Origin of the sequence: Vibrio proteolyticus NBRC 13287 (assembly GCF_000467125.1) — a bacterium.
Lineage (GTDB): Bacteria > Pseudomonadota > Gammaproteobacteria > Enterobacterales > Vibrionaceae > Vibrio > Vibrio proteolyticus.
Genome location: NZ_BATJ01000006.1, coordinates 58,242 through 83,580 on the forward strand (window position 1 = coordinate 58,242; position 25,339 = coordinate 83,580).

Genomic DNA, 25,339 nt, shown 5'->3' on the forward strand with positions numbered 1-25,339 from the left:
TGTTGACTGGCTGAACACACAGAGCAGATTATTATTTAAAATCTAAATAATATCAATTATCAATTGCATTCTCATTTGTGTGCTTTTATGATCCCGAACCAGCACCTAGATTGAAGCCTGAGTCCCTTGAATAAAGGGCATTGCAGGATTGTATATGAAGATTGACTTAAATAGTTTTGATGAATCGGTTTTGGGACGTCATACCGACGATCCACTCCGATTTGCTTTCGATGCGAAGCACTCCGCTCACGCTGGTGGCGGAAGTTCGATAGTGTCGCCGCAGAGTTCAACTACGGTTTTAGACAAGCTGTACCAAACTCCGGGTCGTGCCGGTGACAAGCGTTGTCTCTATATCCATGTTCCTTTTTGTCGTGTGCGGTGTACGTTCTGCAATTTTTTCCAGAACGCGGCAAGTCGCCGTTTAGTCGATGAATACTTTGATGCTCTGATGTTGGAAATCGAACAAAAGTCCCAGCTCGCCTGGACACAGTCCGCGGTATTTCAGGCGGTGTACGTTGGAGGTGGTACGCCAACGGATCTGTCTTCAGAACAGATACAGCAATTGGGTCAGAGGATACGATCCGCGTTTCCACTTGCGTCTGATTGCGAGATTACCCTGGAAGGGCGAATCAATCGTTTTAGTGATGAAATGTTTGAAAGGGCGCTCGAAGGCGGATTTAACCGTTTCTCTTTTGGTGTTCAGAGTTTTGATACTAAGGTCAGACGCAGCGCGAAACGACTGGATGATCGAGATACGGTGCTGGAACGTTTGAGCCAGTTAAGTGCCCGCGATGATGCATTAATTATTATCGATCTTTTGTACGGACTGCCGCATCAGTCGGCTGAGGTCTTTGAGCAGGATCTGCGCGATTTTCTCTCGACTGGGGCTCATGGACTGGACTTGTATCAGTTAGTGGTCGGCGGAGACGCGCCGATGTTGAATTTGGTGGAAAAGGGTAAGTCACCTCCGCCGGCAAGCTCCACGGAGAAAGCGCTTCTGTATAAAATTGGCGTTGAGTTTATGCGCCAGCATCATTTTCGGCCACTCAGCGTCAATCATTGGGCTCGAGACAACCGGGAGCGCAGTTTGTATAACAGTTTGGCCAAAACGTCGGCTGACGTGTTACCGCTAGGTTGTGGTGCGGGCGGTACGCTTGGCGGCTACAGTGTCATGCAGCATCGTCATCTTCAGGCCTATCTGCAAGCGATTGAGACACAACAGATGCCAGTGATGATGCTCAGTAAACAGCATGACTTGGCATCGGTATTTGCCGCTTTAAAAACGGCTTTCGACAGTGGTGTACTGCGTCGCTACGCGCTACCAAAGGTGTTTGGGGTGAACCTTTTTGGTTTACTGCATCCTCTGTTCGTCCACTGGGATCACCTTGGTCTGGCAAAGCTTGAAAAGGATTATCTCAGCCTGACGTTGGCGGGTGGTTTTTGGTCTGTCACTTTGACGCAGGCTTGTATCCGGATTCTGCTTCATACTTATCAAAACACGATGAAGCCATGTTTGGTGGCCTCTTAATGGAATAACTATGAATACATTAAAACAACAGGTCGCTCAGGTGATCGAAGATGAACCGAAACTGCTCCCAGCGGCCATTGCACAGCAATTGAAGGTATCGGAGTTTGATGTGGTTGCTGCGTTGCCGGATGACATGGTCGCCGTGATGGCAGGTGGACAGGCACAATCGATTCTAGAAGAACTGGTCAGTTACGGGCCGGTGACGACGATCATGCATTCGTTCGGTTCGATTTTTGAAGTGAAAGCTCCGTTTCCAAAAGGTAAGTTTGCACGCGGTTATTACAACTTGATGGGGCGCAGTGGGGAACTTCATGGCCATCTTCAACTCGACAATATTAAGAATATCGCGTTAGTCAGCAAACCATTCATGGGGCGAGAAAGCCACTATTTTGGTTTCTTTTCTGAAGACGGCAACAACATTTTCAAAGTGTACCTGGGGCGGGATGACAAGCGTGAATTGATTCCGCAACAAGTATCGCGATTTAAACAAAAACAAGCAGAAATAAAACAGAACGATCTTTGAGAGAGTCAGGAGATAGCCATGGATCAGCAAATAAAACAAGAGCGTTTGCAGGGACGCCTTGGACCGGAAATTCAGGAGTTTCGTCAGCAACGCAAAACCATTCAACTGGCGACAGTGGATGAAGAGGGGCGCCCTAATGTGAGTTATGCCCCGTTTGTACAGAATCAGGAAGGCTACTTCGTGCTGATTTCAGAGATCGCACGTCACGCAAGAAACCTCCAGGTGAATCCGCATGTCTCTTTGATGTTGATCGAAGATGAAGAGAGCTCAAAACAGTTGTTTGCTCGCAAGCGTTTGACATTTGATGCAATTGCCAGCGTGGTAGAACGTGATTCACCACTGTGGGCGCAAGTGATCGGACAAATGCAGGAACGTTTTGGCGAAATTGTCGAAGGGTTAAGTCAATTGCAGGATTTTGTCTTGTTCAACCTCAAAGCGGAACGTGGTTTGTTCGTGAAAGGTTTTGGGCAGGCGTATCAGGTATCAGGGGATGACTTGGTTGATTTTGTGCATCTGCAAGAAGGCCACAAAAAAGCGTCTAACAGCTGATTATTATTAATCATTTTCTAAGGGAGCTATAATGCTCCCTTTTCTTTTATCTGGAGTTGATCACCGTGAAACCGATAAGCAAAGCGCATGGTGAAATGTGTTACCCGTTTATTTATGAAGACAGCCCAGTGTGTGATTTTGAAATTGCGGCGGACGAACTGTGTACACGTGTGGGCAAAGTGTTGAGTATGGAGCTGGACGAGCACAGCCGGGAAATATTGACCCGCATGCAGCCGCACATATACCATCTCAATGGCTCTGTGCGCGGCAAGTTAGCCATTTTTGAGGAGACGCTCAAGGAACTGCATCGCGATTATGAGCAACTCTGTCAGATTCTGGAAGGCGGTTTTCGTGGATTTGTGTTGCCTGGCGGGCATCCGATCGCAGGAGAGCTGCACTTGTGCCGTACGCAAGCAAAGAAGGTGGTTCGTGCCTTAGTGGCGGTGGAACACTCGGGCCAAAAATCGCCTGCGCCCATTCTGTTTAAGTATGCCAACTTGCTGGCGAATATTCTTTACGCACTGGCCTCATACACCAACCGTATTCATGATGTGGCGGAGACGGAATTTGTCAGTAAAAGCTACGCGATGCCCAAGTAAAGACGGATTGTCTGAATCACTTACCAAGTGATCGCTCAGCCTGACAGCTTGAGAGTGACACCGCAAAAAAAATGCTTCACGAATCCATGTCAGCAAGCATTCTGGCTCAAAATTAATACGGTACAAACGCCTGTCTGACGAACTGTTAATGTCCGTGTTCCAGTGACCTGACAGTGAAACAATCGGCAGGATGTACGCGCGCCTTAATCAAGCGTTAAATAGGAAAATAAAAAAGTGAAAAAGTGGTTGTTAATCGGGTTATTGCTAACGGGGGCCGCGATGGCATCGGATAAGATTGAACATCCGTGTACCGTGAAAGGTGGTGGCGTGACCGCTGGCTATCTGTGTGCTGTGAACAAAATGGATATTGCCGACAAAGAGCTGAATCGAACTTATCTGGAAGCGTTAAAGAGAGTTAAAGAAGAAGAAACCGCTTTAAGGAAAACATGGGAAAAGACAGACTTGGTGAAGCCTTTTCGGGCGGCTCAGCGCGCATGGTTAACATTCAGAGACGCTCAGTGTCGATTCAGTGGCCTTTCTTCAACACCATCTCCCTGGCAAGCCGTTCAGATTGAGGAATGTAAAGTAAGAATGACGCTTGAACGAATCGCTTATTTTAAGGCGGTGTATGTAGGTTAATTGCCTTGCAGTGCAACGTGAAGCCAGTAACAAATCGTTAATTAGGATTCGCGACGCGTGGCATTTTTTAATGATTTAGGTGTAGTGTTGGAGAGGGTAGAAGGAGCCGGCAATCATGTACTCCTTGCGCGATAGTGCACATCGTATTGATTGACGACCAGAGAAGCCGAAAGGAGGCGAATGCATGCATCAACATGAAAAACTGAATTATGTAGAGTTTGGAGCCAAAGACTTGGCCGCCACGAAGGCTTTCTTTTCTGCGGTTTTTGGCTGGGCGTTTGTGGATTATGGCCCCGAGTATACCGCCTTTTCAGACCAAGGCTTGGATGGTGGTTTTTTTCGGGCAGAGACTTGCAATCAAACCAGCACAGGTGGGGCACTGCTGGTGTTTTATAGTGCTGATATTGAATCGACGTTGGCTAAAGTGACTCAGCATGGTGGTCAAGTGACGCGTCCTGTCTTCGATTTTCCGGGTGGCTGGCGCTTCCATTTCACAGAACCCAGTGGTAACGAGTTCGCGGTGTGGTCAGAGGCGCGCGGATAGAACCGTGCATCATGATCTCAATCGGTTAAGGTCAAACTAGATTTCAGGAGTCGGCATGGAACAGGGAAACGCTTTTCAGGATTTAGTTCCAAATAATCATTGCTTTGGGTGTGGCCCCGAAAACCCGCTTGGTTTGCAAATCAAAAGTCACTGGGTTGATGAGAACAAATCGGCGTGTAGGTTTGTGCCTTCACCTCATCATTGTGCGGGGCCCGTTCAGTTTTTAAATGGCGGTATCATTTCGACCATCATTGATTGCCATTGTATATGCACGGCGATCGCGAAGGGCTATCAATTGCAGGAGCGGGAAATCGGGACCGGCGAGACGATCTGGTATGTAACCGGGAAACTTGATGTGACTTTTCTTAAGCCGGTACGCATTGAACAAGAAGTGGAATTGGTTGCCGAGATAGATGAAATAAAAGGCAGCAAGATGACATTAACTTGCCAGCTCTACTCTGCAGGCGAACTCTGTTGCTCTAGCCAGGTTGTGGCGATACAAGTGCCCAACAGTTGGCTAAATAATATGACGGGCTGATTGGCAAATTCATTGAACGTTTATTCGAAAACAGTTGAGTCTCTTGTCAGGCGAGATGCGTTGCGGCTAAAAGCATTGCAATGTGTTAAGCAACTTCAGTTGCCTCAATGCTATCTGGCGGCTGGCTTTGTACGCAATTTGGTTTGGGATTATTTGCACGCCAAACCTCGGTCAACCGCGCTAAACGATGTCGATGTGATCTATTTTGATCCTCTGGAAACGAACCCTGACGCGCATCTGGCTCACGAAGCTCGACTGAAACACGCCTTGCCTATACTCAACTGGCAAGTGCGTAATCAAGCTTGGATGCACCTTCGCAATGGGGATCGTCCCTATCAGAGCGCTATTGATGCGATGAGCTACTGGCCTGAGCAGGAGACGGCGGTTGCGGTCAGACTCAACAGTGACAATCAATTTGAATGCGTGTCCGTGTTTGGTCTTGCTTCGTTGTTTGCATTGAGGATTACCTACAATCCAAAACGTGAACGTGTTCTGTTTGAACAACGACTCCAGACTAAAGGCTGGCTCAATCTATGGCCTGAGTTGCGAGTCGTATGAACGCCTTGGGCTGAGTGCGGCCAAGACAATCTTTTGAAATTAAAATAGAAAAGTGTCGGTCTCATTTCGAGTGGATGGCAATACTACACAGCTGAAGAAGAGAATAACGCAGGGAGTAACGGAATGTTTGTGGTTTCAATAACCTATAAAGTCAACTTGGAGCAAGTGGAGTCGCATTTAGACGATCATATCGCATACCTTGATCGTCAGTATGAGCTCGGTCACTTTCTGGTTTCGGGACGCAAAGTACCCCGGACGGGCGGTGTGATTCTCGCGTTGGCACAGAGCCGTGAAATGCTCGATGCTGTGCTCGCTGAAGATCCTTTCTACCAGCATGCCTTAGCCGATTATGATGTAACTGAATTTGTGCCTACCAAGTCGTCCCAAGAGCTGGCGCTGTTGTTAAATCGGTAATCAGTCAGCTTGTCTGTCGTGTTTCAACTGTAACCAGCGCGCCCTGGCGTTTTATCTCAGGCTTGGGTACCAAGTGTCGACTCACGACGAGGATTTTAGCGAGCTGGTATTTCGTTTGATTTAGTAGCCATCAGGCTATTGCTTCTCAGTCGCGGCGGCATGATCGACTTTCGCAATGATATTCATGTAGTTCGCTTATAGTGCCTGCTCCCGTTTGCTGGCCGTTATGTCGCAAAATTGTAAGCACTTTCAACTTTGATCAAACCGTATCGGCCAGCGCCAGAAATGGCATCTGTAGCAGATTCAGTCCAAGTCGTTGCGACTTCATATTGTTCTCCTTGTGACAATATGAGCGTAATGGACGCAAAGTAAAAGATAGTGTTGATACGCAGCGAAAACACATTGCGCCATTGTGGGCAAATGAGCCTGTGGATTGTCTGAACCAACGAGAGAAAACCTGTGAAGATAAGTGAATTGCAAGCGCATATTAAAACGTTCGATTACGACCCTGAACAGCCGCAGAGCTACTTTCTAAAGTTAATTGAAGAAGTAGGGGAAGTGTCCGAAGCATTAAGAAAAAACCGTTCAGGGCAGCCTGACAGTGGGTCTTTAAAAGGCTCCTTAGCAGAGGAGTTGTACGATGTCCTCTATTATGTTTGTGCGTTGGCAAATATCCATGACATTGATTTGGAGAAAACGCACCAGCTCAAAGAACAGTTAAACAAGATCAAATACAACCGTTAGGTCAACAAGTGTCAGAGTCTGCGGACGCGAGTTCGCCGCCTTAGGAAATGGAATAAATGATTATCAGGGAAATGAACAAAGATGATGTAGACGCATTGATCGATATTTTTGTCGAGCTAGAGCGTTACTACTTTGGGGAAGAGGCGGCCAGTGCAGAAGAGCTTCATGATTATCTGCTGACTAAAGTGTTTTCACCCGAGTCTGGTGTCCGGGTAGTGGCGGCTATAAACGACCAGTGTGTGACGGGGATTGCGACCTATACCCTGATGTATCCGGCCCCGAAATTATCAGGACAGATGTATATGAAGGATCTGTTTGTTTCATCGGCGGCCCGAGGGCAGAGGGTTGGGAGAAAGATCATGCACTATCTGGCTGCACTCGCCATTGCAAAAGGTTGCCGGCGTCTCGACTGGACGGCAGAAACAACCAACCCGTCTGCGGGCGACTTCTATCGCGCTATCGGTGCCCAGCATGTGACGGAAAAACAATATTACCGTTTTAGTGATGAAGCACTAAGTCAACTCGCGGTTTTGAATGAATAACATCGACGTTAACAGAGATTATAGGGAAGAAGATGAAGACAGCACTTATCACCGGAGGAACGAAAGGGATCGGACTGGAAGCGGTCGTGCGCTTTGTCCGGCAAGGTTATCAGGTAGTGACGTGTGCCCGCCATTCAGACACCTGGCGACAAGCGACGTTGATTCATCCGGAGCTGGAATCGGTAAGGTTTATTCCAACCGATATTTCCGTTCAGGCTCAAGTTGAGCATCTTTTTGACTGCATTAAGTCGGATTATTCCGGGTTGAACGTCGCGGTCAATAATGCGTCACCGGCATTGGGTTCGAGGGGGCTTTATCATACGGTTGATCCCGATGCGCTGCAGGAGACACTGCAACAGGACTTTTGGTCACATGCGTTGTGTCTCCGTTACCAATTGGAACTGATGAACTCAGGAAGCGCGATCGTCAACATTAGCTCGATTAACGGACTCAGGCCCACACCGAATGCTGCCATGTATGCGGCAACGAAGCACGCTTTGGAAGGGTTAACGCGCTCGCTGGCGCTAGAAAACATTGAGCGCGGTATTCGCATTAATGCGGTGGCTCCGGGCGTCACCTGGACACCACGCTGGGAAGAGCGGGCAAAGGAAATACCGGCTATCCGACAAGATGTTTCCAGCGTTGTCCCACTGGGGCGGTTTGCCAGCAGCAAAGAGATCGTTGATGCGATTGAGTTTCTTTGCTCCGATAAAGCCAGCTATATTGTCGGCCACACGTTGGTGGTTGATGGTGGGCTGTCAATAAAATAAGTCAGCCATTTACCCATTACAGAAGGATCTATTGCGGCTATGTTGTTACCACCAAGATTAAAACAGGGCGATACGATTGGCTTTTTCTCGCCATCCTCACCGGCGACCGTATTTGCCCCCACTCGATTTGCGCGAGCGAAAACTTTTCTCGAAAGCAAAGGGTTTAAGCTGAAAGCAGGTAGCCTGACGGGTGAATCAGACCATTACCGTTCGGGGTCAATACAGTCCCGGGCTGAAGAACTGAATAGATTGATTCGTGACCCTGAGGTGCGGTGTATTATGTCGGTGATCGGCGGGTTCAACAGCAACGCGCTGCTGCCTTATATCGACTACCAAGCGCTGCAGCGTGATCCGAAGATCATCATAGGTTATTCGGATGTGACCGCACTCCTGCTCGGTATTTATAGCAGGACTGGGCTGGTTACTTTTTATGGCCCGGCGTTGGTGGCATCGTTCGGGGAACTTCCTCCACTGGTCGAAGAGACGTTTGCATCCTTTGAGTCGTTGCTTTGCCACTCGCCGAGATGGCCTTACGAGTATCAATTACCAACCTATTGGACCGATACGATGATCGATTGGGAAACGCAAAGTGAAGTAAAGCCTGTGCGTGACAACCAATGGCTATTCCTTGGCAACGCAGCGGTTTGTGGGCGTCTTGTTGGCGGGAACCTCAATACCATGAGCGGTATCTGGGGATCAGAGTTTATGCCAGTAATCCAACCAGGTGACATCTTGTTACTCGAAGACTCGCTGTTAAGTATTGCCCACATCGAGCGATCATTTAATCATCTAAAACTCTGTGGTGTGTTTGAGAAAGTGGGCGCCATTATTCTGGGCAAACATGAACTGTTTGACGACAAAGGTACCGGACGAACGCCATTGGATGTGTTACAAGAAGTACTGGGAGAGCAGACGCTGCCAATTCTTTACGGGTTCGACAGTTGTCACACTCATCCGATGTTGGTGACGCCGCTGGGTGTGGAAGCGTGTATTGATTTCGAGCAGGAAACCATCCATCTGATGTCGCCCTGGACTCAGGAAGTTTCCGCTGGACAAGTTTAAATGTTGAGTCGGAGCGTGTAATACCAGATCAGCACTCAGTGATGACGTTATTTCAAGGAGGACTTATGGACGCAGAACAACAAATTAAACAACTAGGCCTGATACTGCCACCAGTCAGCGAACCACAAGGCAGTTATCGTAACTGTGTACGTACAGGAAATCTTTTGTATGTTTCCGGAAAAGGGCCAGTCTCGGGATTCGATGAGATACCCAAAGGGAAATTGGGGCGTGAGTACACCGTTGAGCAAGGGTACGAGTTCGCCCGTGCCGCAGGGCTAGATATTTTAGCGGCCATAAAACAAGAGCTCGGTACACTCAGTCGCGTGACCCGCGTGGTGAAAATTCAAGGCTTTATCAATGCAACTGAAGAGTTTGAACAACATCCCCGAGTGTTGGATGGTTGCTCTGAGCTGATGGTGGAAGTGTTCGGTCAAAAAGGCATGCATGCCCGTTCTGTTTTTGGTGCTGCTTCGGTCAGAGCCAACTTACCACTTGTGATTGACTCAATTTTTGAAATCGCTGATTAGAGTGTTAAAAATATGCAACAGGCATCAAGTGAGTCACTGAAAGAGTCTTTAACGATAAAACAGCGACTTACAAGCGCTAAACTTCATATTGAAGAGCGTTGACCTTCGTGATCAAACGCAATTCATTCTTAGCAAAATTACTGGATAGTGGACGGAGCATATGGGGTATATGCGTATCGTAAAGAGGTAAAAAATGCGAATGTATCGAGACATTACGAATGATCCGTCGATCCGCGGGTACGAGATCGGTGATGATTACATCACGGTGTGGTTGGAAGGCGATGTCAGGCCAAGTACCTATAAATATGATCGGGCTGGTCGGCAGCATGTGGAACGAATGAAGCAGTTGGCGAAGTCGGGGAATGGACTCAATGCTTATATTCAACACTTCGTGAAGTTTGATTACGATCGTTAATGTTTCAGCCTGACGCTTGGTATTGTGTCAGGCTTTTTCATATCTGTTGTCTGTACACTTTTACGTGCCACATTGCTGTGCTAGGGTGAATGTCCTTAATTTCATGAGCTTACATGACGAGTTTAAGCATAAGGAACCTATGCAAATTACACTGTTACGCGAGTCAGATACTCAAGCGTTGTTAGAATTTGAGTTGGAAAATCGCGCCTGGTTCGAATCCCATATCAACCCACGTGAAAATAGCTTCTACAGTTACGAAGGTGTGCGTAGCCACATTCTTGAGTTTCTCGGTGGCTACAGGACCCGTGAAATTCTGCCGATGTTAATCAAAAATGATCAAAACGAGATCGTCGGTCGAATTAACTTTCATCAGGTGGACAAACTCCGCCAGACGGCTCACCTGGGTTATCGTATTGGCGAGCGCTTTACGCGTCAGGGTATTGCGTCGTTGGCGGTGGGGCAGATTCTCCAGAAGGCACGTCAGTTTGGTGTTCACACGGTGATCGCCATGGCAGCAATCGATAATCTGGGCTCGCAAAAAGTATTGGGGAATAACGGATTTGAAAAAGTTCGGGTGATCAAAAACTTTGCCGTTGTGCGTCGGCGCAGTATCGATTGTATTGAGTTCCAGATTGATTTGGACAGCGAGTAACTCTCAGCCATCAAATGGCCGGAGGGGGGCACACCAAGTGGTCAAAGACATAAACAGCCAAGGAGTCATCATGGCATTGGATATTTATCAAGTCGACGCTTTTACCCATCAGGCGTTTCGTGGCAATCCGGCCGGCGTGTGTATCATTCGGGAAGATTTGGATGAAGCGCTGATGAAAAACATCGCTAAAGAGATGGCCGTTTCTGAAACGGCGTTTCTGAATCTGAATACGATGAATCTCAGATGGTTTACGCCACAGGTTGAGGTTGATCTATGCGGGCATGGTACGTTGTCAGTAGCGCATATTCTCAGACAGCGACATGTTGCCCAGACAGGCGACGAACTGGCATTTGATACGCGAAGCGGCATATTGAAAGTAACGTTAGATGAGCAGCAGTATCATCTGGATTTGCCTGCCGCTCAGATTGATACTCATCAAACAGTGAGTGATGAGCTGATTGATCATCTTGGCATCTATCCGGAGCAGGTCATTCAATCCGGTCTGTTTGACGGCAAGTATTTTATCGAGGTCGAGGATGAGGAAACGATTCGTTGTTTGGAACCCAACTTTGATGCTTTAACACAGTTCCCCGGGCGTAGTGCTTTAATCACGGCACGTTCAGAAAGCCGCTACGATTTTATTTCGCGCTACTTCGCTCCGTGGGTGGGCGTGAATGAAGACCCGGTTACGGGCTCTGCTCACTGTGCGTTGGCCACTTATTGGGGAGAGCGACTGGGTAAAACGGTGATGAGCGCGTATCAGGCTTCGCAGCGAGGTGGCGAGGTGACAGTAACCTTACTGCCTGAACAGCGCGTTTTACTGACCGGGCAGGCGGTGACGATTTTGAGCGGAAAACTGGATCTGTCAGTATGAATAAAGTGGTGATTGTCACTGGTGGTGGCCGTGGCATCGGTGCAGCAACGGCCAAAAGGTTGGCGGCTCAGGGGTACGCTGTGGTCGTCAACTACCGGGTTCGCCAACAAGAAGCTGAAGCTGTAGTTGCGGAGATCACAAGCCTTGGCGGTACGGCGTTGGCGATTGCTGCTGATGTATCGGCAGAAGCGGATGTCGTTCGGCTGTTCGAACAGGCTGAGCTGCATTTTGGTCAAGTGACGCATCTGGTCAACAACGCCGGTATTCTGACCACCCAGTCCGAGTTAAAGCACATGACCGCCGAGCGTTTTAGCCATGTATTGAACGTCAATGTGATGAGCTGTTTTTTATGCTCGCGCGAGGCTGCGAGAAGGCTGCCCTTTGGAGGCGCTATTGTCAATGTTTCGTCTGCGGCTTCACGCACCGGAGCCCCGTTTGAATACATCGATTATGCGGCGTCCAAAGCGGCGATGGACACTATCACCAAAGGTTTGTCTCTCGAATTAGCGCAACATGGCATTCGGGTAAACGGTGTGCGTCCGGGGTGCATATATACTGAGATGCACGCTGATGGGGGAGAGCCTGAGCGTGTGGATCGCTTAAAAGAACGTATCCCGTTACAACGTGGCGGTCAACCAGAGGAAATTGCGGCGGCGATCGCCTGGTTGCTGTCGGATGAAGCGTCCTACGCAACAGGGTCGTTTATTGATTTGGCTGGCGGAAACTAACGCGTAAGGAATCGTATGGAAGCTCTGGGAAAGGATATTTGGATTGTCGAGGGTGGAACGGTGCCCTTTTTTTCATTGCCGTATTCGACTCGGATGACAGTGATACGTTTGCAAGACGGTCGTTTATGGATTCATAGCCCAATCAAACTGACGCTGTCTCTGAAAGCGCAAATAGAGGCTCTGGGTGAGGTTGCCTACCTGATTGGACCGAACCATCTGCATCACTTGTTCATTGAAGATTGGCAGCGCGCTTATCCCTTGGCGCAGACATACGCGACGGCGGAGCTGAAAAATAAACGTGAGGATCTGTTTTTCAATGGGGTACTTGAGTCAAGTTCGGCAATGCCATGGTCGTCAGAGATACGCCAACTGCTGTTTACTGGCTCTCGGGCAATGCAAGAGTGTGTGTTTTATCATCCGGAATCGGGCGTTTTGATCGTAACCGATTTGATTGAGAACTTTAATCCGACGGTATTTAAGCCCTGGCAGCGTGCGATAGCCAGAGGCGTTGGCATTCTGGCTCCCAACGGTAAAATGCCGCTGGACTGGAGGATGAGCTTCATGTTCAGTAAACCGCAGGCAAGAGAACACCTTGCGACCATACTCGAATGGCAGCCACGTATGATCGTGATGGCGCATGGTGAGATCATCCGTCAGCAGGCAGAAGGTTTCTTACATCGTTCTTTTTCCTGGCTTGACCTGAACTGTTCCCACTGACTTTCGAAGGCTTTCCCTACTCAGTGAAATAAGGTGCGCAAATTGATGTTTATTTGCGCACTCAGACCCGTTTTGGGTGTAAGTCACTAAATTGTAAACCAAAGCCAACTACACTGAGCGAATAAACAACGACAAAAACAAGAAAAAGGAGGTTGTTATGGCAATTCAAAGATTGGATGCTACTCAGCTCTACCACGTCGCTGAGCTGGAAATTTTGCCATGTAAGTCAACGAAGGAATTACCTCCTATCGATGAAATTGTGGGCCAGGAGCGCGCACAAAAGGCCGTAGAGTTCGCCATGTCGATCAAGGAAAAAGGCTACAACATTTATGCCATAGGTCAGAATGGCCTTGGCAAGCGTACCATGATCCTGCGTTATCTGAATCGGCATAAACATGACGTAGATGGTCTTTATGACTGGTGTTATGTAGCAAATTTCGATGATATCCGTACACCAAAAGTTCTGAAACTGCCTTGCGGAGTAGGCAATAAGTTTCGTCTGGATATTGAAAAGCTGATGACCAAACTGGTGACGGCTATTCCATTGGCGTTCGACAATGAAATGTATTTCAGCCGGGCTGAAAAGCTCAAAAATCAGTTGGCGCAAAAGCAGCAGGCGGAGCTGGAAAACATCAGTCGGGAGGCAAAAGACAAAGGGATCAGCCTGACGCTAACCACGCAGGGAGATTACCAGTTTATCGCCATGAACGGTGAGGAGCTGCATACCGAAGAGTCGTTTGAGGCGTTAAACAAGAAAGAGCAGGAGTACTTTGGTGCCACCATCGATGAGCTGGAAGTCAGTTTACGTAACATGGTCAGACAGCTGACGGAGTGGGAAGAGGCTTACAGCGACAAAATCAAAAAGCTCAATGACGACGTCACACAGGACGTCATCACGCACTTTTTCCGTCAATTGAAAGAAGACTACGCGCAATATCCGGAGATCAAAACCTATCTGCGTGATCTGCAAAAAGACATTGTCGAAAACGCTGATATCTTTCTGGAAGAGGGCAGCGAGCAGGGTGAGATTGCCCAGGCATCGCTGGATAAAAAGCTGCCACGCCGTTATAAAGTGAATGTGCTGGTCAGCCGAGCTTCCCACGAGTTTCCCGTGGTGGTGGAGGAGAACCCGAACTACCATTCATTGTTTGGCTACATTGAGACTGCGACGTTTAAAGGGACGGTTTTCACCGATTACTCCTTGATTCGTGCCGGGAGTTTGCATAAGGCCAACGGTGGAGTCTTGCTGATGGATGCGGTCAAAGTCCTGGAACAGCCTTATGTTTGGGATGGCATTAAGCGTGCGTTGCGATCGCGTCAACTGAGCTTCACCTCATTGGAGAAAGAAGTGACGTTGACCGGTGCCGTTTCTCTGGATCCGGAACCTATTCCACTGGATGTGAAAATCATTCTGTTTGGGGATTACCGGACTTATCAGCTGCTTCAGCATTATGATCCGGAATTCAGTGAACTGTTCCGTGTGACCGCCGATTTTGAAGACGAAATGCCGCGCACAGCGGATTCAGAGCTGCACTATGCCCGGTTTATTTCCAGCATCGTGCATGACAACAGCATGCTGCATTGTGATCGGAAAGCGATTGCCCGCATCATCGAGCACAGCTCTAGGATTGTCAGCGATCAGGGCAAGTTGTCGCTGCACTCGGCGCACATTGCCAACCTGTTGCGTGAGTCTAACTATGTGGCTCGCCAGGCAAACTCTAATATGATTCGTGCCTCGCACGTTGAGGACGCATTACGCAATCAGGAACTCAGGGTCAGCCGTCTCAAAGACAGTGTGATGGAGAGTTTCATCAATGGCACTACGTTAATCCATACGGAAGGTTCGGCTATCGGTCAGGTCAATGCGTTGTCGGTGCTCAGTACCAGTGATTATATGTTTGGTGCGCCCAACCGAATCACCGCCACCACGGCGTACGGTGAAGGTGACGTGATTGATATTGAACGCAGTGTCGATCTTGGTGGTAGCATTCACTCAAAAGGGGTGATGATTTTGTCGGCGTTCCTGACCTCCGTATTTGGCAAGACCGCCCGAGTACCGTTAACCACGCACATTACGTTCGAGCAGTCATACGGGGGTGTCGATGGAGACAGTGCGAGTATGGCGGAATTTTGCGCTATCGTATCGGCTTTCTCCAAACAGCCAAACCGTCAGGATATCGCGATTACCGGCTCGATGAACCAATTTGGGGAAGCACAGCCAATCGGTGGTGTGAACGAGAAGATCGAAGGTTTCTTTGATGTTTGTGGTATCAAAGGCCGGAGCCACGAGCAAGGCGTGATCATTCCTCGCTCGAATGCTCATAACTTGATGCTGCGAGCGGATGTGGTGAAAGCGGTTGAGCGTGGCGAGTTCCACATCTGGGCCATTGACCATGTGACAGAAGCAATTGAGATCTTTACGGGTAAACCTGCGGGCGAGCTGAGTGAAGAAGGCAGTTACCCAATCAACTCGATATTCGGTATTGCGCAGGCAAAATTAAACGCGTTGAGAAAGTAAAAACAAAAACGCCGGATTTTAAATCCGGCGTTTCTTTGTCTTGAAATCAGACTTAGGCTGCGATGTTCATGGTCAGATTAAGCTCAAACGGCAACTTAGACAACTTGTCTTGTAACTTGGCTCGCATCTGATGAAGTTCATCAATGGCCAGCTGTTCTTGCTCTGGCAGAATATCGATGTTGACCCGTAGCTCGTTACCCACTTTAGTGACGCCCGCCAGCGCCATGCCCTGGGAAAATTCCTTTTCGATAAACTCGACACCTTTACTGACCTCACTGCGGATAGATTTATCCGGCGCCATCATCAACAGCTCTCGAACGGCATCACGCAGCATACAAAACGGCACTTTGATGAAGTAGAAAGACATCAGCAGCATCATAGCCGGATCGGCATACACAGAGTAGTGTGACCAAGGTGACAGAGAAACAAACCAGGCAGAAACAAACCCGAGTGTCACCGCGACGCTCAGCAATGTATCCATTTGCCACTGCTTGGCTTCCGCTTCTATCAGACCGCTGGAAAAGCGTTTGCTCTTGCGGGTAATGTACCACCAGGCATAACCACACCCGATGACATTAACCACACCAAATAAGGTTGCAATCGATGGGTCAACGGCGCGTCCGCCCTGGAACATGGCCAGCACTGCGCCATACAGGGAATAGGAAACGACCGATAGGATAACCGCCCCTTTGATCGCGATAACGACTGGCTCCAGTACCGCTTTTCCAAACGGGAACAGGTTCTTCGACGGAGAGCGAATGTATCGTGAAACGGCGAGTGACAATAAAGTTAACAGTAAACTGACGAGAGAATATACGCCGTCAAACACAATCACCAGAGAGCCAACGAGAGCACCAAGTACTAAGCCACCGCCCGCAAAGCCTGAAGCTAAAAGGGCTGAAGCCGTTAATACTCTTTTCTCATTTAAGCTTGTCCTGGCACACATACATCACCTGTTGTTCAAAAATACGCAGCCATTCTTTGCTTAAGTGCACATTTTTACAAATGTAATCTTTATGTGATGATGAGATTAAAACGTATATTTTTATATTTGTCTTTATATTCAGTAGTTTATGTCTGGTTTCTGGTGTCATTAAATTTGACACTGAGTGATTGTTGTGCGGGTCAAAAATCAAACAGATATTCGTTGAGCTTATCCGCCAGCCAAAGCATACCAGGATGTTCCGCCATACCTGAGGCGGTAAACATACAGTAATCCTCTTGCGTAAGCCCGTAGGTATGTTTGATTACCGCCAGCTCTTGCTGGCGCAGATGATGGCGGATCAGCGGCTCCGGTAATACTCCCCAGGCTTCCTCTGTCAGTATCGTGTTCAACATGTAATCAAAGCTGGAGAAACCGATATACCGGCGTGAGAAAGGTTGCAGCTCCGGGTTGTCTTTTTCGTTGAGGTAGACCATGACCGCTTGCATGGAGTTTCGAAGCAGTTCGTCGGTCACCCGGCGCATTTTACTCAGTGGGTGTTGGGTATTGCACACCGACATCATGCGTATTTTACCGAGCGGTTGATAGGTGATGAGCGGATCATCGATTCGTTCGTAGTCCACTCCAAAAGCGAAATCAACCTGCTGAGTGGCTACCAGATTGGCGAGGTCACCGCTGGAGGCGAGGATCAGGTTAAACGAGGTGGCCGGAAAGCGGTTGTTCAATCTGTGCGCCAGATCTTGCCACAGATCGTCTGGCAGAGAATCGTCCCGGGCAATCCATACTTCGGCGTTAAACTCTCCCGAAGCCTGAGCGCAGGTCTGGCGGATACGTGCGGCAGTAACCGTCAGGCTTTCGCAATCCTTATAAATGGCTTTGCCTACTTCTGACAGTGTGAGGTGGTTGCCGGATCGAACAAATAACTCGGTATCGAGTTCTTTTTCCAGAGCTTTAATCGCCATACTGAGCTTAGTACGGTTGCACTCTAACTGGCGTGCAGCTTCAGAAACCGAGCCGGTGTCAGCAACGGTACAAAAGGCTTCTATTTGAGAGAGGTTCATGCGCTGGTGGTTTATCCGAATTGATGATTCTGCAACTAATTTATACCAAATTGTCGGCGAATAGCACTAACACGTAAAGTCCGTTTTGGTTTAATCTATTGTAAGTTAAAGAAGTATTTATAGGGAGATTACCATGGCGCACGATTGGGATGCATACGCAGCAGAGTGGGAGAACAACCCAGCTACTGCTGTCTATGCTGAAAAAGCGTTTGAGTCACTGCAACAACTGGTTGATCTGAAAGGTAAACACATTCTTGATTTCGGATGTGGTACTGGCTTGTTGACACAAAAGATGTCACCACTTGCCAAAGACATTGTTGCTCTGGACGTGTCTGAAGCCATGATCGAGCAACTCGACAGCAAAGAGTTGGCCAACGTCGAACCTGTGGTTGATATGCTGACTCGCGGATTGGTTGCGCTGCACCCGGCTTTTCGTGGGCAGTTTGATTTGGTCGTGGCGTCATCAGTATGCGGTTTCTTACCCAACTACTCTGACGTTGCAGATATTGTGTACTCCATCCTTGATGAAGGTGGTCTGTTTATTCATTGGGATTGGTTGGCAGAAAACGACCAGGATGGCCTGACGGTTTCCCGGGTGAAAACGGTGTTGTCCAGCGTTGGTTTTGAAGACGTCAGTGTCTCTGTGCCTTTTGAACTGCAAACTCAGGAAGGGACGCTCAAGGTCTTGATGGGCGTGGGCAGAAAATAATGACGTTTAAACACCCGGCTTAAGCCGGGTGTTTTGTTTTTAGTCTGCTAGCGCCGGAGTCAGCGACGCAATCTCGTCCAGAACTTGTGGATTGGCAATGGCGCCGACATTTTTCACCGTTTGGCCGTGGATCACCTGTTTCGCTGCCAATTCGACTAGTTTCCCCGATTTGGTTCGGGGAACATCACTGATGGCCAATATCTTGGCTGGCACATGACGAGGTGAGCACTTCTGGCGCAGAAGCTGACGAATTTTGTCTTCCAGATCTGGTGTCAGTTGCGCGTACTCCGTCAGTTTCACCAGTAACACAATACGTTCGTCATTGTTCCATTGTTGGCCAATGGCAATCGAATCGACGACCTCATTCAACTGATTGACCTGCTGATAGATTTCTGCGGTACCTATTCGGACTCCTCCTGGATTTAAGGTGGCGTCGCTGCGACCAAAAAACTGCACCCCACCATTTGAATGCATAATGACATCGTCACCATGGTGCCAGGTATTGGGGTATTTATCCCAGTATGCATGATGATAGCGTTCACCATCGTCATGCCAAAAACCAACCGGTTGGTTCGGGAAACTGTTCAGGCAGACCAATTCTCCACGCTCATCGAGCACGGGTTGACCTTGCTCGTCGAAAACGGCGATATTCATACCAAGCCCCGCGGCCTGGCATTCTCCGCGATACACGGGGGAAATCGGATTGCCAAGGACAAAGCAGCCGCAAATATCGGTGCCGCCTGATATGGACGCCAGATGCAAGTCGGGCTTGATGTGTTGATAGACATAGTCGAATTGCTCCGGATACAGTACAGAGCCTGTAGAGCACAACGTCTTAAGCGCGGAGAGATCGAACTGTTCTGCGGGGGCCAGACGTTGTTTCTGAATGGCTTCGAGGTATTTGGCGGAGGTGCCGAATAGCGTCACACGGGCTTTTTCCGCCAGACGCCACAAGTTACTGGTGTCAGGGGAGACTGGGCTGCCATCATAAATGACCAGTGTTGCACCACTGGCCAGCGCCGAAACGTGCCAGTTCCACATCATCCAGCCACAGGTAGTGTAGTAGAAAACCCGCTCTTTCGGCTGAATGTCGCAATGCAATTGATGCTCTTTAAGGTGGTTAATGACAGTGCCACCCACGGAATGGACAATGCATTTGGGCTTTCCGGTGGTCCCTGACGAATAGAGCACAAACAACGGGTCATTGAAGCCAATGCGATGGTAGCGAATGCCTCTGGGCTGATAACATTCCAAAATCGCATTCCAGTCTGAAAATGTATGGTCCGCAGGGGGAAGCCCGACCAGATATTCAATCTGACAAGTGTTTTCCAGCTCGTCTAGATTTTTGGCCAGCTCGATATTTTTTTTCTGCATATCAAAAGCTTTGCCGCCAAATGTATAGCCGTTGCAGCAGAATAACACTTTAGGTTTCACCTGGCCGAATCGCTCTGTCACGCTATCGACACCAAAGTCTGGCGACGTGGATGTCCAGATCGCCCCTAAACTGGTCGTTGCCAGCATCGCCACCAGAGTTTGCGGCATATGGGGCAGGTAACCGGCGACCACATCTCCGGCGCCAACGCCATTCTGTGTGAGCCATTGTTGTACCACTGACACCTGATCGCAGAGCTGTTGCCAGGTCAGGTGTTGTTTGTCTTCTCGCTCGTTTTCGAACCAGACAGCGATGCCCCCGGGATCCTGAAACGCATATGAGAGAAGGTTTTCAGCATAGTTAAGTTCGGCTTGAGGAAACCAAATAGTGTCTCGGCTTGGCTGAAATGTCTGCCATTTGGGCAATCCTTCACCGAGAATACAGTCACCTCGATAACCAATCACATCGCAAAATTGCCACACTTCCAGCCAAAACTGTTTTTTGTCTTCGACGGACCAGCGATGCAGATCCGCATAGGTTTCAATTTGTTGGCCCAGCATGTTGATGTGTTTAATGAACTGATGAATATTCGATGCTGAAACGCGCGCAGATGACGGCGTCCAGAGGGGCTGGTTAGGGGACATGACTTCCTCGTCTACTCTATTCCTGTAAGTGTAGTTTTGATGGCTTTTTGTGCAAAGTCAAACCAAGAGAAGAATAAACAGACATCTGATAAATAAGCAAAAAATACACAATTGTAAAATTTATGTTACATCGATTGGGGTGCGATTACCGCTGGATAAATTGGCAGCCAGTAGGGAAGGCGATAGGCTTAATGTAAAGGACTTGTTAATTGGTGTTTGTATGACTCAGTATCATTCTAAGCCTGTGAATAGCAAAGGTTTTGTCGACTGGAACGACGACGAAGATCGCATTTGGTACGATCTGGTTACCCGTCAACAGAAAGTGATTAACCATCGCGCCTGTCAAGCGTACCTCGACGGTCTGACGATGTTGGATTTGCCGCTTCACAGGGTACCACAGTTGCCTGAAGTGAATGCCGTTCTGAAGCAAGAGACGGGCTGGCAGGTCGAGCCTGTGCCAGCGTTGATTAATTTCGACCGTTTCTTTGCCTTACTGGCCGACAAGAAATTTCCGGTGGCGACTTTTTTGCGCTCACGTGACGAGTTTGACTATTTACAAGAGCCGGATTTCTTTCATGAGATATTTGGCCACTGTGCGATGCTGACTCACCCGGATTTTGCTGCTTTCACCCATACTTATGGCAAGTTAGGTAAGAGCGCGACACCAAAACAACGTGGCTACTTAGCTCGGTTGTACTGGTTTACGGTGGAGTTTGGTCTGGTTAAAGAGCAGGGTAGCACTAAGATTTATGGTGGTGGTGTGTTGTCTTCTCCCGGTGAAACGGTATACGCACTCGACAGCGCAGACGCCATTCGAGAAACGTTTGATTTGCAGACGGTACTAAGAACACCTTATCGAATTGATATTATGCAACCAAAATATTATGTGTTGGATGATATTGCTGAGCTGTATCAGCTTAGCCAAGTGGATTTAATTGCCGAAGTGGAACAGGCAATGTCCAAAGGACTTTTACCTCCATTATTTGAACCAAAGGAAGTGACACATGCTTGATGAATTGCGCTGCGAAGCTTGCAGTATAGATGCCATCGCGTTGACGGAAAAAGAGCAGCAAGCACTGCTGAGCGAGCTACATGGCTGGCATATTCATGTTCGGGATGGGATTCCTCAACTAGAGAAAGTGTATAAATTTAAAAATTTCATGCAGGCATGGACATTTGCTAACCGAATTGCAGAATTAGCGGAGGAGGAGTTTCATCACCCTTCTATCTTACTGGAGTGGGGAAAAGTAACTCTGACATGGTGGAGTCATTCTATTAAAGGTTTGCACAAGAATGACTTTATCTGCGCCGCGAAATCTGACGCAATGTGCGAATAAAAAAGCAAATCCCCAAGGCTGTCTGGCAGACTTGGGGATATTTTTACCTTTCCCATAGCAATCCCTGTTATGGATGATGAACCAACTATCCTTGTTATTACTGACGGTCACCTGGCAGACGACGTTTGGTTGTCATGGTGTTACCGCTGGCGTCATTGGCCATAAAGGTGTAAGTGCGGGCGTGATTTTCCTGATTCCAGACTGAAGCGCGACCGAACTCATCTGTTTTCACTGTGTATTCATTGCCGTTTTTCACCATAATTTCTTGGTTAGCGACCGCTTGACCGTTGTCAGTCACGGTGATCATGGCTTTGCTGCCAAGTGTCTGTACGTCCATTTGCATGGCAGATGCTGCAGGTACCACTGCCAGCGCGGAAAAAATACCAGTAATCGTAATCAGTTTGTTGATGCTTTTCATAGTGTGATCCTTATTGGTTTGATTTTTGCTCTCTGAGCACCTGATGTAAATCATATGTGTGATTTATGTCTCACTCTATAGCAATTCATGGTTCAAGTTGTTCGAAAACTTTGAACTATATTTGCACAATTTATGCGTGCCACATTTTTAACCACTTTGAGTCATTAAAAATTCGGTTTTTAGGTAAAAAGACTCTAAAAAGGCATTTGCAAACGGACGCAAACTGGCCTTATCATCCTAAGCAAGGTGATGGGGTTCCACCTATTTAACCGCCGCTTGGGCTGATGACTCCTACAGAAACGAAAACAGGTGTAACTGTTGGAAGGGCAAGGATATTGCTCGATTTTCTGTAGGAACCAGATGCCGCCATCTGCACTTGTTTTCCTGACCCAAAGGAAAACGCCATGCAATACTCTTCCGAAATCCAATCCATGTGCCCGATTCAACGTGGCGAATTGCATCCGTCTGCTCCGATCCCCGTAGAGGGGCGAATGGTACGCCCTAAAGACGTCATTGCGATTTCAGGTCTCAGTCATGGAGTCGGAACCTGCGCTCCGCAACAAGGTGCGGCTAAACTGACGCTTAACGTAAAGCAAGGCATTATTGAAGAAGCCTTGGTCGAAACTGTGGGCTGCTCGGGTATGACGCACTCTGCGGCGATGGCGGCGGAAATTCTTACCGGTAAAACCATTCTAGAAGCACTGAATACGGACTTGGTATGTGATGCCATAAATGTCGCGATGCGCGAAATCTTTTTGCAGTTTGTTTACGGCCGCAGTCAGTCGGCGTTCTCTCTAGATGGTTTGGAGATAGGTTCAGCACTGGAGGATCTTGGCAAAAGTCAGCGTAGTCAGGTGGGAACCAGCTACTCGACGCGTCTGAAAGGGGTGCGTTATATGGAGCTTGCGGAAGGTTACGTCACCAAACTGGCACTGGATGAACGCAGTGAAGTGATCGGTTACCAATATCTTAACCTGGGCAAAATGATGGCCGACATCGAACGAGGTATCCCGGCTGACGAGGCGATGCAAAATGCGGTCGGAGTCTATGGCCGGTTCGATGAAGCGGCGATGACCATTAACCCTCGTCAGGCGTAACCAAAGGTGAACAAAATGAATACTCAAGTGACTCAACTACTGCAAAGCATGAATTTTTCTTCGATTGAAGAAGCGCACCGATACTGCCTGACGTTTGACATCGATCCGAAGCAGCAAGTTTTGGAGACTCAGCCGATCGCCTTTGATAATGCCTGTGATGCGTATACGCTCGGCACCGCGTTGGCCTTGCAGCGCCAGGTAACTAAAGCAGAAGAAGCGGCCATCGCTATTGGGGAAGGTTTGCAGGCATTTTGTAAACCGGGCAGTGTGGCGGCGCAGCGTCAAGTTGGGCTGGGCCATGGGGCTCTGGCCGCTCGTTTGCTTAATGAACAGACCCGGTGTTTCGCATTTCTGGCTGGGCACGAATCATTCGCGGCGGCGGAAGGCGCGATAAAAATTGCGTTAAACGCCAATCAATCACGACAAACGCCATTGAAAGTAATCCTTAACGGATTGGGCAAAGATGCTGCGTATTTAATCTCTCGTATCAATGGTTTTACTTACGTCCGGACCGAGTTCGACTACGATACAGGAACGCTTGTTGAAGTCAGTCGTACGCGCTTCTCTAAAGGTGCCAGAGGAGACATTCTTTGCTATGGGGCGGACGATGTGCGCGAAGGTGTGGCGATCATGCATTGCGAGCAAGTGGATGTCAGTATCACGGGGAACTCAACCAACCCGACCCGTTTTCAACATCCGGTTGCTGGTATCTATAAGTCCGAGTGCACGGCGCTCCATAAGCGGTATTTCTCTGTCGCTTCAGGTGGTGGAACCGGCAGAACGTTACATCCAGATAATGTGGAAGCAGGTCCGGCGTCTTACGGTTTGACCGATACGCTAGGCAGGATGCATGCCGATGCACAGTTTGCAGGCAGCTCATCGGTGCCGGCGCATGTGGCGATGATGGGGTTCATTGGTATGGGGAACAACCCGATGGTAGGGGCGACCGTGGCACTGGCCGTCGCTGTTGAACAACAAGTGCATCAATAACGACTAGTTATGCTGAGAGGGCTGGCGTGCATTTTCCAGACTCTCAGCTTCTTGCGAATACCGGCTACGAAGAAACTCCAGCTTTTCCATCAGCTTTTGCACCTCTTTCCGCAGCTTTTGATTGACTTGTATATAGCCTGCGCTGGTGATCATATTGAGCGCAAATCCTTGTTCTTCGCAGGCTTGGTTCAAAGACAACCAGTTGGACTCCATCAGACGGATAGCAGGCGTCATCTGACGCAGTTGTAACGTCTCTATATTCATGTTGTCTGCAGCGGCTCTTGATGCCCGGATTTGTCCTTCCAATTTTAGGTGCCACTGTTGTTTGTCTGATTGCCAGAAAGACACCAGTTCCTGTGAGGAAAATTCATCATGGAGAAAAACCTGGCGATGATACGCAGACAACCAGAAGTTGAATTTGTTGGCATGAAAGTTATACCTGTCGTCAATTCGCTTTTGTGCAGCAAGAGCTTTGTTCCATTCTTTTTCATTACACTGCACACTTTTGGCTTGAGACGGTAAAGTGATCAACGCTGTGGCCGTTATAAGGACAAGTAGTCGCCAGATCATAGTTATCTCTGCAGGTGTATCTGAGTTAATTATAGATGAGCGATGTGTGATTGAGATAAACAGGAAGAAGACGCGAAGCGATGAGAAAAATAGTGATGTTGGTCTTGCTGGTGCTCGGATTGGCTGCGTCTGCTGCTGGGTATTACATGTTTTATCTCAAACCGAAGGAAGCCGCGCAAAACGCCAGTCAGAATGAGCCTCTTGTACCGCCAGCAACCGAATACAAAGGCAAGAAAGTCGTCAAAACGCAACCGGATGTCGTGAAAACAGACTATTACGTTGGTTCTCCTCAGTTAGGTGTGCGAGAAGCTCCGGATTATGATGCTTATGCTGAGACCGAATATTATCGTGGTGACAAGCTGATTATTCTCGAGCAAAAGGACGGGTGGGGCCGAATTTCGCCATATTATGTATACGAAGAAGGCGGCCCGGAAGTGGCGGAGTGGGTGCCGATGGATGCCTTACTTGAAACGCCGCCTATCATCAGTGAAGCCGAGCGTCGGGAGACGATAACCGGGTACATCAACGGCTCAGACGATTTTGATCTCTATGAAGAGATGTTTATTAAAACAACCGACAAATTGCTGCAAGACGGAACTTGCTCACCAGCGGATTTTGAAGAGCTCGGAGGATGGGTCACTTCTGTCAAATACAGTGATGGCTACGTGTACTTTGTCTATTGTGGCGGCTTCAAGGTGTCAAATAAGATTTATGTCGATGTTCAAACAGGCGAAATTTTCTTTCGCTAATTACTGAG

General features: G+C 48.5%; 31 protein-coding genes and 1 riboswitch. Of the genes, 26 read left to right on the top strand and 5 right to left on the bottom strand.

The window, feature by feature from the left end:
- The first annotated feature begins 154 nt into the window (after positions 1-154).
- The 20 genes from hutW (at position 155) to VPR01S_RS09070 (ending at position 15,441) form a co-directional block, all read left to right on the top strand.
- On the top strand, positions 155-1,528 hold the full coding sequence (hutW, locus tag VPR01S_RS08975) for a heme anaerobic degradation radical SAM methyltransferase ChuW/HutW (RefSeq protein WP_021705000.1): 1,374 nt from the start codon (positions 155-157) through the stop codon (positions 1,526-1,528).
- A gap of 10 nt (positions 1,529-1,538) precedes the next feature.
- Complete coding sequence (gene hutX, locus VPR01S_RS08980) at positions 1,539-2,051, top strand: heme utilization cystosolic carrier protein HutX (RefSeq protein ID WP_021705001.1); 513 nt, start codon at positions 1,539-1,541, stop codon at positions 2,049-2,051.
- A gap of 18 nt (positions 2,052-2,069) precedes the next feature.
- Positions 2,070-2,600: a heme utilization protein HutZ gene (gene hutZ, locus VPR01S_RS08985; RefSeq protein WP_021705002.1), complete on the top strand. Its 531-nt coding sequence runs from the start codon at positions 2,070-2,072 to the stop codon at positions 2,598-2,600.
- A 65-nt stretch (positions 2,601-2,665) separates the two neighbouring features.
- Positions 2,666-3,199, top strand: a complete 534-nt coding sequence (locus VPR01S_RS08990; RefSeq protein ID WP_040902510.1) for an ATP--cob(I)alamin adenosyltransferase — start codon at positions 2,666-2,668, stop codon at positions 3,197-3,199.
- 234 nt (positions 3,200-3,433) lie between these two features.
- Complete coding sequence (locus tag VPR01S_RS08995) at positions 3,434-3,838, top strand: lysozyme inhibitor LprI family protein (protein ID WP_021705004.1); 405 nt, start codon at positions 3,434-3,436, stop codon at positions 3,836-3,838.
- Between the two features lie 184 nt (positions 3,839-4,022).
- Complete coding sequence (locus tag VPR01S_RS09000; protein WP_021705005.1) at positions 4,023-4,382, top strand: VOC family protein; 360 nt, start codon at positions 4,023-4,025, stop codon at positions 4,380-4,382.
- 55 nt (positions 4,383-4,437) lie between these two features.
- Positions 4,438-4,920 carry a PaaI family thioesterase gene (locus VPR01S_RS09005; RefSeq protein WP_021705006.1) on the top strand — a complete coding sequence of 161 codons (483 nt, stop codon included), beginning with the start codon at positions 4,438-4,440 and terminating at the stop codon, positions 4,918-4,920.
- A gap of 12 nt (positions 4,921-4,932) precedes the next feature.
- Complete coding sequence (locus tag VPR01S_RS09010; protein WP_040902511.1) at positions 4,933-5,478, top strand: nucleotidyltransferase family protein; 546 nt, start codon at positions 4,933-4,935, stop codon at positions 5,476-5,478.
- Between the two features lie 123 nt (positions 5,479-5,601).
- Positions 5,602-5,892 carry a YciI family protein gene (locus tag VPR01S_RS09015; protein WP_021705008.1) on the top strand — a complete coding sequence of 97 codons (291 nt, stop codon included), beginning with the start codon at positions 5,602-5,604 and terminating at the stop codon, positions 5,890-5,892.
- A gap of 459 nt (positions 5,893-6,351) precedes the next feature.
- Positions 6,352-6,636 carry a MazG nucleotide pyrophosphohydrolase domain-containing protein gene (locus VPR01S_RS09020; RefSeq protein WP_021705009.1) on the top strand — a complete coding sequence of 95 codons (285 nt, stop codon included), beginning with the start codon at positions 6,352-6,354 and terminating at the stop codon, positions 6,634-6,636.
- A gap of 56 nt (positions 6,637-6,692) precedes the next feature.
- Positions 6,693-7,178 carry a GNAT family N-acetyltransferase gene (locus tag VPR01S_RS09025; protein WP_021705010.1) on the top strand — a complete coding sequence of 162 codons (486 nt, stop codon included), beginning with the start codon at positions 6,693-6,695 and terminating at the stop codon, positions 7,176-7,178.
- Between the two features lie 32 nt (positions 7,179-7,210).
- Positions 7,211-7,948 carry an SDR family NAD(P)-dependent oxidoreductase gene (locus VPR01S_RS09030; RefSeq protein ID WP_021705011.1) on the top strand — a complete coding sequence of 246 codons (738 nt, stop codon included), beginning with the start codon at positions 7,211-7,213 and terminating at the stop codon, positions 7,946-7,948.
- Between the two features lie 39 nt (positions 7,949-7,987).
- Positions 7,988-9,010, top strand: a complete 1,023-nt coding sequence (locus VPR01S_RS09035) for a S66 family peptidase (RefSeq protein ID WP_021705012.1) — start codon at positions 7,988-7,990, stop codon at positions 9,008-9,010.
- Between the two features lie 65 nt (positions 9,011-9,075).
- A complete protein-coding gene (locus VPR01S_RS09040; RefSeq protein ID WP_021705013.1) occupies positions 9,076-9,537 on the top strand; it encodes a RidA family protein in 462 nt (153 codons plus the stop codon).
- Between the two features lie 193 nt (positions 9,538-9,730).
- Positions 9,731-9,952, top strand: a complete 222-nt coding sequence (locus VPR01S_RS09045; RefSeq protein ID WP_021705014.1) for a hypothetical protein — start codon at positions 9,731-9,733, stop codon at positions 9,950-9,952.
- A 139-nt stretch (positions 9,953-10,091) separates the two neighbouring features.
- Entirely contained in the window at positions 10,092-10,604 is a 513-nt protein-coding gene (locus tag VPR01S_RS09050; protein ID WP_021705015.1) for a GNAT family N-acetyltransferase, read from the top strand.
- Positions 10,605-10,674: 70 nt separating this feature from the next.
- On the top strand, positions 10,675-11,478 hold the full coding sequence (locus VPR01S_RS09055) for a PhzF family phenazine biosynthesis protein (protein WP_021705016.1): 804 nt from the start codon (positions 10,675-10,677) through the stop codon (positions 11,476-11,478).
- Entirely contained in the window at positions 11,475-12,206 is a 732-nt protein-coding gene (locus tag VPR01S_RS09060) for a glucose 1-dehydrogenase (protein WP_021705017.1), read from the top strand. Before VPR01S_RS09055 ends, VPR01S_RS09060 begins: the two co-directional genes overlap by 4 nt.
- A 15-nt stretch (positions 12,207-12,221) precedes the next feature.
- The gene (locus tag VPR01S_RS09065) at positions 12,222-12,923 is read left to right on the top strand and encodes a DUF4336 domain-containing protein (RefSeq protein ID WP_021705018.1); all 702 of its coding nucleotides are present in this window, start codon (positions 12,222-12,224) and stop codon (positions 12,921-12,923) included.
- A gap of 157 nt (positions 12,924-13,080) precedes the next feature.
- Positions 13,081-15,441 (top strand): Lon protease family protein, encoded by a 2,361-nt coding sequence (locus VPR01S_RS09070; RefSeq protein ID WP_021705019.1) that lies wholly within the window; start codon positions 13,081-13,083, stop codon positions 15,439-15,441.
- 52 nt (positions 15,442-15,493) lie between these two features.
- Here VPR01S_RS09070 and VPR01S_RS09075 read toward each other — a convergent pair whose 3' ends face one another.
- Together VPR01S_RS09075 and VPR01S_RS09080 are read right to left on the bottom strand one after the other, a co-directional pair.
- Complete coding sequence (locus VPR01S_RS09075) at positions 15,494-16,387, bottom strand: cation diffusion facilitator family transporter (protein ID WP_021705020.1); 894 nt, start codon at positions 16,385-16,387, stop codon at positions 15,494-15,496.
- 179 nt (positions 16,388-16,566) lie between these two features.
- Complete coding sequence (locus tag VPR01S_RS09080) at positions 16,567-17,445, bottom strand: LysR family transcriptional regulator (RefSeq protein ID WP_021705021.1); 879 nt, start codon at positions 17,443-17,445, stop codon at positions 16,567-16,569.
- Positions 17,446-17,578: 133 nt separating this feature from the next.
- Here VPR01S_RS09080 and VPR01S_RS09085 point away from each other — a divergent pair, with 133 nt between their 5' ends.
- Complete coding sequence (locus tag VPR01S_RS09085) at positions 17,579-18,154, top strand: class I SAM-dependent DNA methyltransferase (RefSeq protein ID WP_021705022.1); 576 nt, start codon at positions 17,579-17,581, stop codon at positions 18,152-18,154.
- Positions 18,155-18,193: 39 nt separating this feature from the next.
- Here the strand turns inward: VPR01S_RS09085 and VPR01S_RS09090 are convergent, their stop codons facing one another.
- Positions 18,194-20,170 (bottom strand): acetoacetate--CoA ligase, encoded by a 1,977-nt coding sequence (locus tag VPR01S_RS09090; protein ID WP_021705023.1) that lies wholly within the window; start codon positions 20,168-20,170, stop codon positions 18,194-18,196.
- A 220-nt stretch (positions 20,171-20,390) separates the two neighbouring features.
- Here VPR01S_RS09090 and phhA point away from each other — a divergent pair, with 220 nt between their 5' ends.
- The gene (phhA, locus tag VPR01S_RS09095) at positions 20,391-21,182 is read left to right on the top strand and encodes a phenylalanine 4-monooxygenase (protein WP_021705024.1); all 792 of its coding nucleotides are present in this window, start codon (positions 20,391-20,393) and stop codon (positions 21,180-21,182) included.
- Positions 21,175-21,507: a 4a-hydroxytetrahydrobiopterin dehydratase gene (locus VPR01S_RS09100; protein WP_021705025.1), complete on the top strand. Its 333-nt coding sequence runs from the start codon at positions 21,175-21,177 to the stop codon at positions 21,505-21,507. Before phhA ends, VPR01S_RS09100 begins: the two co-directional genes overlap by 8 nt.
- Before the next feature lie 97 nt (positions 21,508-21,604).
- On the opposite strand, the gene VPR01S_RS09105 is transcribed toward VPR01S_RS09100, so the two are convergent.
- Positions 21,605-21,925 carry a hypothetical protein gene (locus tag VPR01S_RS09105; protein ID WP_021705026.1) on the bottom strand — a complete coding sequence of 107 codons (321 nt, stop codon included), beginning with the start codon at positions 21,923-21,925 and terminating at the stop codon, positions 21,605-21,607.
- Positions 21,926-22,161: 236 nt separating this feature from the next.
- Positions 22,162-22,226, top strand: a riboswitch (Fluoride riboswitch).
- 103 nt (positions 22,227-22,329) lie between these two features.
- Here VPR01S_RS09105 and VPR01S_RS09110 point away from each other — a divergent pair.
- Together VPR01S_RS09110 and VPR01S_RS09115 are read left to right on the top strand one after the other, a co-directional pair.
- Positions 22,330-23,022 carry an iron-sulfur cluster assembly scaffold protein gene (locus tag VPR01S_RS09110; protein ID WP_021705027.1) on the top strand — a complete coding sequence of 231 codons (693 nt, stop codon included), beginning with the start codon at positions 22,330-22,332 and terminating at the stop codon, positions 23,020-23,022.
- Between the two features lie 15 nt (positions 23,023-23,037).
- Complete coding sequence (locus VPR01S_RS09115; protein WP_021705028.1) at positions 23,038-24,012, top strand: GGGtGRT protein; 975 nt, start codon at positions 23,038-23,040, stop codon at positions 24,010-24,012.
- A gap of 3 nt (positions 24,013-24,015) precedes the next feature.
- On the opposite strand, the gene VPR01S_RS09120 is transcribed toward VPR01S_RS09115, so the two are convergent.
- Complete coding sequence (locus VPR01S_RS09120; RefSeq protein ID WP_021705029.1) at positions 24,016-24,582, bottom strand: hypothetical protein; 567 nt, start codon at positions 24,580-24,582, stop codon at positions 24,016-24,018.
- 80 nt (positions 24,583-24,662) lie between these two features.
- Here VPR01S_RS09120 and VPR01S_RS09125 point away from each other — a divergent pair, with 80 nt between their 5' ends.
- Positions 24,663-25,331 (top strand): hypothetical protein, encoded by a 669-nt coding sequence (locus VPR01S_RS09125; RefSeq protein WP_021705030.1) that lies wholly within the window; start codon positions 24,663-24,665, stop codon positions 25,329-25,331.
- Positions 25,332-25,339 lie beyond the last annotated feature (8 nt).